This is a genomic window from Caballeronia sp. (assembly GCF_049581465.1).
GTDB lineage: Bacteria > Pseudomonadota > Gammaproteobacteria > Burkholderiales > Burkholderiaceae > Caballeronia.
This window is the reverse complement of sequence record NZ_JBAUSA010001122.1, coordinates 1-11341: the sequence shown is the minus strand read 5'-3', so window position 1 is coordinate 11341 and position 11341 is coordinate 1. Positions and strand designations below refer to the sequence as shown.

Sequence of the window (11341 nt, the reverse complement as noted above, 5' to 3'; positions counted from 1 at the left end):
GGCTGGATCGTCAAGCCGTTCAAGGGCGACGCGGTGCTTGAAACGTTTAGAAAGCTGGCGAGCTAGGGGGGGGCTCTGCTAGATAGGGGTCCTACTGCTACCCCGGCACAGGAAAATGCACGCCCGCGCGTTGAGCCGCATTCACGATGTGGGTTTCAATCGCCCGCCCGGCACGTCCGCTATCACGCGCCTTCAACGCCTCGACGATCGCCGCGTGCTCGTGGTACGTCGAGAGTACCAGTTCACGCCGATAAAACGGCAACCGCTGGCTTTCCTTCATGATGTCGGCGCTGCCGCGCAATATCGACTCGATGGCGGTATTGCCCGCAAGGCTCACGATTCGCATGTGAAACGCGAAATCGAGTTGCGCCGCTTCGTCGAGTTCGGCGCACGCGAGGGCGCCTTGCAACGAGTCGAGGTTCTCCTCCAGCCACACGACGTCAGCGTCACCGATAGCGGGGGCCGCGAGCCGCGCCACGAAGCCTTCCAGCGCGAAGCGCATCTGGTAAGTGTCGGGCAGCGATGCCTGGTCGGCGAACCGCCATGGGTGCGTGCCAGCCGCCTGGGCGCTGTTCACATAGACACCCTTGCCGGGCCGAATATGCAGCATGCCGAACGCTTCGAGCGTGGACAGTGCCTCACGTAGCGAGGCGCGGCTGATCGCAAGTTCCTCCGATAGCTGCCGCTGCGCCGGCAGCAGGCTTCCCACCGGGTAGACGCTAGTCTCGATACGCTCGCGAATGGTTGCGATCGCGGCATCGGTCACGGTATGCGGAACGTTTTTCATAAGGTGTTTAGAAGTTGGCCGGTCTGACCGCCATTCTAGGCGCGCCATCGAAAGCCGTCTGCTCTCATTCAATTTTCCCGCTTTGCAGCACGCCACAATCCCGGGTAAACCGCTACCAAATCGTCCTTGACTCGACTATATCGGCTTTCTAATATTCAGCATCAACCAACTGGTCCGACCAGTCTGAACAGTTGATACCCGTCGCCCCTGTGCCGTCGTTCTGTCGTTCAACATTGAGGAGAAATACCGTGTTGAGGTTTCTTAATTCCCTGTTTGGACGCGTGATGATCGCGCTGCTCGCGGGCATCGTGATCGGCGCGGTGTTTCCTCATTTCGCGCAGACGTTGCGGCCGCTCGGTGACGGTTTCCTCAAGCTCATCAAGATGGTCATCGGGCCGATCGTGTTCTGCGTGGTGGTGTCAGGTATGGCGAGTGCCGGCAACTTGAAGAAGGTCGGAAGAGTCGGGCTGAAGTCGGTGATCTACTTCGAGTTCATGACGACGATCGCGCTCGTGATCGGCGCCCTGCTTGCCTATGCAACGCGACCGGGCGTGGGCATGAACATCGACCTGCATACGCTTGACGCCGGGTCGCTTGCCACCTACACCGAGCACGCGAAGAGCCTGAAGGATACGGCCGGCTTCCTGCTCAAGATCATTCCCGACACCGCCGTCGATGCCTTCGCGAAGGGCGACATCCTGCAGGTCCTGGTGTTCTCCGTGCTGTTTGGCTCCGCGCTCTCGCTGCTGGGCCAGAAGGCGCAGCGCGTGACAGGTCTTATCGACGAACTGTCGCACGTGTTCTTTCGCATCATGGGCTTCATCATCAAGCTCGCGCCGCTCGGCGTGCTCGGCGCGATTGCGTTCACGACCGGCACCTACGGTGTCGAGTCGCTCAAGCAACTTGGCATGCTGGTGATCGTGTTCTACGCGAGCTGCTTGCTGTTCGTCTTCGTCGTGCTGGGCGTGGTGATGCGGCTCATGGGTTTCAGTATCTTCAAGCTCGTGCGCTACTTGCGCGAGGAACTGTTGATCGTGCTCGGCACTGCTTCATCGGACGCCGTGCTGCCGCAGATCATGCGCAAGCTCGAATGGATGGGCGTGAAGGATTCCACCGTCGGTCTGGTGATCCCGACCGGCTACTCGTTCAACCTCGACGGTTTCTCGATCTATCTCACGCTCGCCGTCATATTCATCGCGCAGGCCACCAATACGCCGCTCTCGATCCACGACCTGATCGTAGTGGTACTGGTGTCGCTCGTGACGTCCAAGGGCGCGCACGGTATCCCGGGCTCAGCCATTGTGATTCTCGCCGCGACGCTCTCGGCCATTCCGGCCATTCCTGTACTCGGCCTCGTGCTGATCTTGCCGGTGGACTGGTTCGTTGGAATTGCACGCGCCGTCACCAACCTGATCGGCAACTGTGTCGCGACGGTGGTCGTGGCGGTTTGGGAGAAGGACATCGATCGCGGTCGAGCCACACGCGTGCTGAACCAGGATGCCGAATTGCTGTTCGTGCCGGCTGATCCCGCGGCAGGCGCTAGTCACGGCCACGAGCCCGCGCACGCGGTTTGAACGCGCGCTCTTTGTTTGCTCTGTGCCAATTAATTAAATTGATCTAAAGGAACCGATCTCATGGCTAATCCCGTTCTCGACCCCAACGCTCCTGCATTCACGCGCCGCTATATGAATCTCGCCGATCCGCGGCTCGGTGCTCAGGCGCTCTTTGCCAGCGACGAATTCTTCGCCCCCAAGGAGCGCATGCTGGATCCGCAGCCCGCGGTATTCATTCCGGGCAAGTACGACGACAACGGCAAGTGGATGGACGGTTGGGAGACGCGCCGCAAGCGGACCACAGGCTACGACTTTTGCATCCTCAAGCTGGCGCGGCCGGGCACGATTCACGGCATCGACCTGGACACGAGCCACTTCACCGGCAACTTCCCGCCGGCGGCATCGATCGACGCCTGCTACAGCGAAAGTGCTGATCCACAAGACGACGCCGGTTGGCGCGAGATTGTGCCGGCGACCACGCTGCAGGGTAATACGCATCACTATCTATCGATCACGGATGCAAACGCCTATACGCATCTGCGCGTGAACATCTACCCCGATGGCGGGATTGCGCGCCTGCGCGTATACGGCCAGCCGAAGGTGGACTGGACGCGGGTCGAGCGCGGCACGCGACTCGATCTCGCCGCCATCGAAAACGGCGGGTATCTGGTGGCGGCGAACAACCAGCATTTTGGACCGGCGTCGCAAATGTTGATGCCGGGGCGCGGCGTCGACATGGGCGACGGCTGGGAGACGCGGCGTCGTCGTGAGCCCGGCAACGACTGGGCGATCGTGGCGCTTGCCCATCCGGGCGTGATCCAGGCGATCGAAGTCGATACCGCCCACTTCAAGGGCAATTTTCCCGATCGCTGTTCGCTGCAGGCGGCGCGTGTCGCAGGCGGCACGGACGAGTCACTGATCACGCAGGCGATGTTCTGGCCGGTGCTGCTGCCGGAACAGAAGCTCTCGATGGACAATATTCATCGATTCGAAGCCGAACTTGCCGTGCTCGGGCCAGTTACACACGTACGCTTCAACATGTTCCCGGACGGTGGCGTGTCGCGGTTGCGCCTGTTCGGTGTGATCGAGTAAGCGGCTATGCAGACGCTTACACTTGAACCCCTGACGCGCGCGGCGTTCGAGCCGTTTGGCGACGTGATCGAACTGGACGGTGCGAAGCATTTCCCGATCAACGGCGGCACGACCGAGCGCTTCCACGACCTGGCGCGCGTGGAGATTGGCGCGGATAGTGGCGGCCGGCCGCTCATCAACGTGTTTCGCGGCCAGTCGCGCCCACAACCCGTTGAGATCTCGATGATGGAGCGCCATCCGCTCGGCAGCCAGGCGTTCCTGCCGGTCGGAGTCGTGTCGTACCTCGTGGTGGTCGCGCCCGCGGGCGATTTTGATGCAAAAAAAATGCGCGCTTTTTCGATCCGCGGCTGGCAGGGCGTGAACTACGCACGCGGCGTCTGGCATCACCCGCTGATTGTGCTTGGAGGGGTGCGGGATTTCGTCGTCATCGATCGTGGCGGGAGCGAGAATAATTGTGAGGAAACCTATTTATCGGAGAAGTTTCGTCTTGTCGAAAACGGTTGGGGTTAGCCACCGGCGGCGGCATGCATCGTTTGGTGCACTTGCTGCTACCGACCGCATAGTAATCGGCTGACGCAGTATTTTCCATACACCAGGCAATGACGTGCGAGGTGCGAGTCGCTGCTGCTCTGGGCTGTGGCGTCAGCCGACTGGCGTGCAAACTCGGGTGTCGAGGTTGTCCCGCAGCACGCCCATCCAGATACGGCTTGCCAGTGACTGACTACTCCAACATCCCTTCGCAGAAACTCTGTTATTGCGCTTCGCGGAGTGTATTCGCCACGAGAACGCGCCGCCAAATAAAAATAGTGTAAAGACGCGGCGTGCCAAATCTTGCGATGCAATGCCGTCACTCGCTAACCGTGCCTCAAGACATTCCAATTCTTTCATTCATATTTCAAAACCCCGTTTTTTCGGGTGAGATGAAAGAGTCATGGTGCGATCGGGACGGTTTTAGCGTCTTTCCCACGACACTTCAAGTTATGTTTGCTCTGCTTATCGAAGTATGTTGACTTCGTATTCCTGGATTGCTTAAAATCCGCGAGTCTTCACAAACGGGGCCAATGCCTTGGACACCTGCAGTAGTCGATCTTCGAACAGTTTCGCTGCCTGACCGGCAGGACGTCCGCGCTTTTTTCCCTTAGCCGCCGTCTTGCCAGCAGGCAGACGGTGCGCGCCGTAGTTACTTCTCTCCGTGCACCTTGTAGCGCCCTATGGACGCAGTGGTTACGTGCGTCTGTATGGCATCGCGCCGCGAGCGTCAATTTGCGGCTGCGTTCGTTCGCGCCATTTCAGTTTTATGGTGTTGCGCGAGCGCGTGGCTAAACACGTGCGTACGAAACGCCGACAAGGAGCGTCCATGCCGGACCCTGATAGTTGCCCCATAAGTTGCTGCGCCATACCTTTGCCTGGGGAAAGCGAGTAGACGTTCGCCGCCGCGCGTAATACGCGATCGCGCTCCGTGTCTGCTGGCTTTCACAGAATCGCTTTAAGCCAAACGCTCGGAGAAATATCATGAACTTCGGTCTGCTCTTGCCGCACCTTCCTCACGTGCATGAATCCCGCGTCCACTACGACGCCATGCTGGCGCTACACTCTCGTGAACCCAACAAATTCGCCGCCTTCTGGCACAGGATCAAGTCGCTTCTTTCGTAAGTTGCGTTGATCTTTTGTCATGTGCCGGCGCTACTATCGCTCACGAAGAAATATGCCGTCGGGAAATGGGAAGGCGGCGGGGAAGCCGGCGCTTTTCCCTTTCCCCTTAATAAGCAATAGCCTAATTTTAGTCACGGCTCGTCTCAGCTTGCCGCGGCGACTTTTTTTTGACCGCGCTTTTTGCTTGATTACATAAGCGCCACTCCGTATGTTTTTGTAACCCGCGACCGGTGAGAGACGCCCGATGAACTTTAGTTTTAACCCGAACCGCATCGCGAATGCTTCTGCATGGCGGTTGCTGCCCAATGGCTGGGACTTTGTCGCTTTTCCGCTGATCATCTGCTTGATCGCGATGACGGCGATCGGCTTTCACCAGACCTTGGCGCCCATCGCGACACTGAAGACGCAGGTCATCTCGCTCGACCCGTCGAACCTGCCCGAATACGCGATGCGCACCACGTTGCGCATGCTCGCCGCGATGGTTGCGTCGCTGGTCTTCACACTGGCGTATGGCACGTTGGCGTCAAAGAGCCGCCGCGCCGAAAAGGTGCTGGTGCCGATACTCGACATCCTGCAGTCCGTGCCGGTGCTGGGCTATATCTCGTTCACGGTCACGTTTTTCCTCGCGCTGTTTCCGGGCCGTGTCCTGGGTGCGGAGCTCGCGGCGATCTTTGCGATCTTCACGAGCCAGGCCTGGAACATGACGTTCAGCTTCTATCAGTCGCTGCGCACGGTGCCACGCGATCTGGATGAAGTCTCGCGCGGATTTCACCTGACTGGATGGCAGCGCTTCTGGAAGCTCGACGTCCCGTTCTCAATGCCGGGCCTCATCTGGAACATGATGATGTCGATGTCGGGCGGCTGGTTCTTCGTGGTCGCATCGGAAGCGATCACCGTCGGCACCCATACGGTCACGCTGCCAGGTATCGGCGCGTATCTCGCGCAGGCGATCGCCGACAAGAATCTGCACGCGGTCGGCTGGGTGATCCTCGCGATGACCATCGTGATTCTCGCGTACGATCAGTTGCTGTTCCGCCCGCTCGTCGCGTGGGCCGACAAGTTCCGCATGGAAACCAGCAGTTCCGGTAGCGCGCCAGAGTCCTGGTTGCTGGACCTGCTGCGCCGCACACGTCTGATTCACCGGGGGCTCGTACCCATAGGCTGGCTCTTCGCGAATGCAGCGCGCTTTCCGCTGCGCGTGCCTTCACTCGGGCGCGTGCGTTTCAGCGCTCCGGCACGCCAGAAGTCATCACGCATTGGCGACATCGTGTGGGGCGCCTTCGTGATTCTGCTGACGCTGTATGTGATCTATCGCGTGGTCGCGTATGTGCGTACCGGCGTCACGCTAGACGAAGTGGGTCACGTATTAGTACTGGGGCTCGTCACGCTGCTGCGCGTGGCGCTGCTGATCGCTATCTCGTCCGTGGTCTGGGTGCCCATCGGCATACTGATCGGGCTGCGTCCCGCGCTCGCCGAGAAGATCCAGCCGATCGCGCAGTTTTTGGCTGCATTCCCGGCGAACCTGCTGTTCCCGGTTTTCGTGATCGTGATCGTGCGCTTCCACTTGAACCCGGATATCTGGCTCTCGCCGCTGATCGTGCTGGGTACCCAGTGGTACATCCTGTTCAACGTGATTGCCGGTGCGAGTGCGTATCCGAACGACTATCGCGAAGTCGCCTCGAACTTTCACATCCGCGGCTGGCAATGGTGGCGCCAGGTGATGCTGCCAGGCATTTTCCCGTACTACGTGACGGGCGCGATCACGGCGTCGGGTGGTGCGTGGAACGCGAGCATCGTCGCTGAATTTGTCCAGTGGGGCGACACCAAAGTCGTCGCCCACGGTCTCGGGTCATACATCGCACAGACGACGGCCGCTGGCGACTTTCCAAAGATCATCCTGGGCATTGCCGTGATGTCCCTGTTCGTCACGCTGTTCAACCGCACCTTGTGGCGTCCGATGTACGCCTATGCCGAAGCCAAGCTTCGGCTCGATTGAGAGTGAAACGCAATGCTAACTACTAAAACGATGTCAGCCGAACTGCTCAAGACGCCGCGGCACGTCGAAGGCGAAATCCTGTCTATCAAGGACGTGTCTCGGGGGTTCGACAAGACGCAGGAAGAACTGCTGGTTCTCGACGGCGTGAACCTGACGCTGCACGAAGGGGAGATCGTCGGCATGCTGGGTCGCTCAGGGTCGGGCAAGTCGACGCTTCTGCGCATTATCGCGGGGTTGATCGAGCCGACCAGCGGCGCGGTGTCCTACCTCGGCAAGCCAGTCGATGGTCCGGCCGACGGTATCGCCATGGTGTTCCAGACCTTCGCGCTGTTCCCGTGGCTCACCGTGCTGCAAAACGTGGAAGCGGGCCTGGAGGCACTGGGCGTCGGCGCGCAAAAGCGGCGCGAACGCGCGCTGGCCGCGATCGACTTGATCGGTCTCGATGGCTTCGAGAATGCGTATCCGCGCGAGCTGTCTGGCGGGATGCGGCAGCGCGTGGGCTTTGCGCGAGCACTGGTTGTCGACCCGACACTGCTGCTCATGGACGAGCCGTTCTCCGCGCTCGATGTACTGACCGCCGAGAATCTGCGTACCGACCTGCTCGACCTGTGGACGCAGGGCAAGATGCCGATCAAGTCGGTCATGATCGTCACGCACAACATTGAGGAAGCGGTGTTCATGTGCGACCGGATCGTGGTGCTGTCGTCCAATCCGGGGCGGGTGATCGCCGAGATCGAGGTGCCGTTCGCGCATCCGCGCAACCGTCTGGATCCTGCATTCCGCAGGCTTGTCGATGAAATTTACGCCAAGATGACTGCGCGGCAGTCCGACGAAGCGACCCGGAAGGGGATCGAACTCGGTAGCCCGCTGCCACAAGTGTCGACTAACCTGATGGCAGGCCTGATCGAAACGCTGGCCGCAGCACCCTATGATGGCCGCGCGGACATGCCGGAGATCGCACGCACACTGCAACTCGAAGTCGACGATCTGTTCCCGGTCGCCGAAGTGCTGCAGCTTCTCGCCTTCGCGGACGTACGCGAAGGCGATATCTTCCTGACGCCACCGGCGCGGGTGTTCGCCGAACTCGACACGCAGGAGCGCAAGATGATGTTTGCCGATCATCTGCTGCGCCATGTGCCGCTTGCCGCCCGGATCAAGAAGGTGTTGAACGAGCGCCCCGGTCATCGCGCGCCGCGCGTGCGTTTTGAGCAGGAGCTCGAAGATTTCCTGTCGGATAGCGGCGCGAAGGAGACGCTCGACGCAGTGATCAACTGGGGCCGTTACGGCGAGATTTTCTCGTACAACGACAAGACCGAACTCTTCAGTCTCGAGGATGTGGAGTCCTGATCCGGTCCGCTATTCCGCTCGCGAAAGGCGCCCCGGTTGCGCAAATTGCCGCCGGGGGCGCTGTTCTCCATCTCCTGCCTCAGCGAACTGAGCTCAAATTGCAGGCAGGTTTTACTGAGGTGGTTGCTCTATCAGCAGGTGCCACTCCGAAGGATTCGAGAGACTTCCGCTATGGCACGTACCACGTCTTGCGATGTCGTGCGCCAGTTGCATACCGAGATCCGCATCGCACGTCGACCGCGCCAGGTCGTCCCGCCAAACCATGTTTCGCCTCCTGCCTGGACCGCCTTGATCACCGCTTCGGTGCGTGCGTCATGGTTGCTATCGGCCGCTATGAAACGCACCAGGCCCTGGTTGATCCGCGGATGAGCAAGCACCTCCACGCCCGGCAGTGCGCCCAGACCCTCCACAAGCTGCGAGGCCCGCGAGCAGCATCGTTCCACCATGTCCGCAATCCCGGACTTGCCCAGCGACCGGATCGCAGCATAGGTCGTGAAGCCGCGACCGCGACGCGACCACTCCGGGTTCCAGTCCTTCTGCTCCCGCATTCCCGCGACTGACGCCGAATAGCTCGTGTCCTGCGCGAAGACCGCCCGATGCGCGGCGGGATCGGCGACGAACACGAAGCCATTGTCGAACGGGAGATTGAGCCATTTGTGCCCATCGGTGGCCCATGAGTCCGCTTTCTCGACACCTTGCAAATAGTGCCGGTGCCGATCGCTCGTTGCGGCCCAAAGGCCGAAGGCGCCATCGACATGCACCCATGCCCCGGCGTCATGCGCGAGCTGACAGGCCGCGTCAAATGGATCAAACGCGCCGGTGTTGATGTCGCCGGCCTGCAAGCACACGATCGTCGGTCGATCTGATTCCCGCAGGGCATCCTTCAACGCATCCAGGCTGATGCCGCCTTGATCGTCGCTGGGCAAAAGCGCGACCGCATTGGTGCCCAAGCCAAGCAGGCGAGCTGAACGCATGATCGAGTCGTGCCGATGCTCGCTCATCAATAGCCTGATCGCCGGCGCACCCGACAGCCCGAGTTTCTCGACGTCATGGTGGCGTCTCAGCAAGAGGTCGTGGCGCGCGGCGGCAAGGGCGGTGGTGTGAGCCATCTGGCATCCAGTCACCAAGGCGAACGAGGCCGTTGCCGGCAAATGCAGCAATTCCTTGAGCCACGCGCCACAGATTTCCTCGACAACGGCTTCAGCCGGCGAGCATTGCGCCGACGCCGCGTTCTGGTCCCAGGTCGATGTCAGCCAGTCCGCCGCCAGCGCGGCCGGCAGCACGCCGCCTATCACCCAGCCGAAAAAACGGCCGCCTGTCGAGCCGAGCAAGCCACCCTCGGTGCCCTCGGCCAGCGCATCGATGACGCGCGCCGGATCGGTAGGGTCCGCGGGCAGGGGTCCTCCAAGCCGGCGCCGGAGTTCTTCCGCGCCGACAGTCGCATTGATTGGGCGCTCGTCCAGACCGGCAAGGTAGCGTTGCGCATGGGCCTCGGCATGTTTCAAGACTTCGATGTGGTTCATATCGCTCCTTTCACTGATCACTGGACTAGCCTGATTATGTTGCACCGTGCGGCCCGGACACTTCGGCTAAAGCTGAAATATCGACACCCTTCGTCGGGCTAAATCCCGCTAAGTGGGTCGGTTTGAAATATTCATCGCAAAGCCCTCCAGCCACGTCTCCCTCCAGCCGATATACCTTCGACGAGAGGGTTAAAACTATGAAGAGACAATCGATGAAAACATTAATAGTGCCACCTGTATCCCATTCTTCAGGAAAGGCAGGCTTTTTCGAAAGCATTAGCTTGCGCGCCAGCATCACGCTGGTACTGGCGGTTTTCGCGGCTCTACTAATCGTGGTCAGCGCCTTGGCCGCGCTCGCGCTGCAAAGTAGCAATACCGCGATCGACAAGATGTACACGGAAGACACGCGCTCGCTCATTGGAATCAAAAGCAGCTATGAACATGTCATGCATGCGCGTCTCGCACTCGGCACCTTTACATCGCTGTACGGCTTGGGCGACGTTCAGCCGGCATTGCTTGAGGGCGCGCACAACGACCTGCGCGAGTCGGATCAGGAATTGCAGGCCTACTTAGCGACTGCACCGGGCGACGATGCCGAAGCGGCGCTTCGCACGCGCTTTGTCGCCGCCCGTCAAAAGTATTTGCACGATGGTCTGCAAGCATCGTTCGAAGCGCTCGATAAAAGCGATTTCTCGGCCTACAAGTCGCTCCAGGGCGCTGACACCGAAGCGCTGGCGAATGACTTCGGCGCCCGGTCGGCTGCACTGGAAGCTGTTGTGACCGAGCGCCAGAAGGCGCGCTTTATTGGCTCCCAAGCGCGCTTTCGCAGCATGCTCAGTCTCCTGGCCGGAGCGGCGTTCGCGTCGGTGGTCATCGGCACGTTTGCGCGTCGGGCTCTGCTCAAAGCCATCGTCAAGCCGGTGAATCAGGCCATTCGCCAGTTCCAGCGGATCGCCGAGGGCGATTTGACCCACCCCGTCGACACCGGCCGCGACAATGAAATGGGCGCGCTGTTGCGCGGGCTCGGACAGATGCAGCAATCGCTAGTGGACACCGTCACGACCGTGCGCGCCAGCACCGAATCGATCAATGTCGGCGCGTCGGAGATCGCTAGCGGAAACAACGACCTCTCCGTTCGTACGGAGCAACAGGCGGCGTCGCTGGAGACGACGGCAAGCAGCATGGAGCAAATCACCTCGACCGTGAAAGCGAGCTTCGAGAGCGCCCGGCAAGCAAGGGAACTGGCGACGCACGCATCGGAAATGGCCGTCAAGGGCGGAACGGAAGTGGGTAATGTGGTGACGACCATGCAAGGCATCGCGGCACATTCGAAGAAGATTTCGGAGATCACCGGCGTGATCGACGGGATCGCTTTCCAGACCAACATCCT

The 11341-nt window shown here is 60.4% G+C and carries 9 protein-coding genes and 1 pseudogene; 8 read left to right on the top strand and 2 right to left on the bottom strand.

The features are described from left to right. Positions 1-66 (top strand): annotated as a pseudogene (locus WCA53_RS27450) (response regulator); the annotation flags it as partial. A gap of 31 nt (positions 67-97) precedes the next feature. Here WCA53_RS27450 and WCA53_RS27445 read toward each other — a convergent pair. Next, positions 98-787 (bottom strand): FadR/GntR family transcriptional regulator, encoded by a 690-nt coding sequence (locus WCA53_RS27445; protein WP_423918199.1) that lies wholly within the window; start codon positions 785-787, stop codon positions 98-100. 248 nt (positions 788-1035) lie between these two features. Between WCA53_RS27445 and WCA53_RS27440 the strand changes: the two genes are divergently transcribed. The 6 genes from WCA53_RS27440 to WCA53_RS27415 all read left to right on the top strand — a co-directional run bounded on the left by WCA53_RS27440 (position 1036) and on the right by WCA53_RS27415 (position 8428). Continuing rightward, positions 1036-2361 carry a C4-dicarboxylate transporter DctA gene (locus WCA53_RS27440; RefSeq protein ID WP_423918195.1) on the top strand — a complete coding sequence of 442 codons (1326 nt, stop codon included), beginning with the start codon at positions 1036-1038 and terminating at the stop codon, positions 2359-2361. 60 nt (positions 2362-2421) lie between these two features. Beyond that, positions 2422-3432, top strand: coding sequence for an allantoicase (alc, locus tag WCA53_RS27435; RefSeq protein WP_423918192.1), 1011 nt, complete (start codon positions 2422-2424; stop codon positions 3430-3432). A gap of 6 nt (positions 3433-3438) precedes the next feature. Then, on the top strand, positions 3439-3942 hold the full coding sequence (locus WCA53_RS27430) for an ureidoglycolate lyase (RefSeq protein ID WP_423918189.1): 504 nt from the start codon (positions 3439-3441) through the stop codon (positions 3940-3942). A 1002-nt stretch (positions 3943-4944) separates the two neighbouring features. Continuing rightward, positions 4945-5085: a hypothetical protein gene (locus WCA53_RS27425; RefSeq protein ID WP_423918186.1), complete on the top strand. Its 141-nt coding sequence runs from the start codon at positions 4945-4947 to the stop codon at positions 5083-5085. Positions 5086-5329: 244 nt separating this feature from the next. Further along, entirely contained in the window at positions 5330-7081 is a 1752-nt protein-coding gene (locus WCA53_RS27420; RefSeq protein ID WP_423918181.1) for an ABC transporter permease, read from the top strand. 12 nt (positions 7082-7093) lie between these two features. Continuing rightward, complete coding sequence (locus tag WCA53_RS27415; RefSeq protein ID WP_423918176.1) at positions 7094-8428, top strand: AAA-associated domain-containing protein; 1335 nt, start codon at positions 7094-7096, stop codon at positions 8426-8428. A 131-nt stretch (positions 8429-8559) separates the two neighbouring features. Here the strand turns inward: WCA53_RS27415 and WCA53_RS27410 are convergent, their stop codons facing one another. Continuing rightward, positions 8560-9951 carry a pyridoxal phosphate-dependent decarboxylase family protein gene (locus WCA53_RS27410; protein WP_423918173.1) on the bottom strand — a complete coding sequence of 464 codons (1392 nt, stop codon included), beginning with the start codon at positions 9949-9951 and terminating at the stop codon, positions 8560-8562. A gap of 212 nt (positions 9952-10163) precedes the next feature. Here WCA53_RS27410 and WCA53_RS27405 point away from each other — a divergent pair. Continuing rightward, the coding region (locus WCA53_RS27405; RefSeq protein ID WP_423918170.1) for a Tar ligand binding domain-containing protein at positions 10164-11341 on the top strand (1178 nt) is incomplete at its 3' end.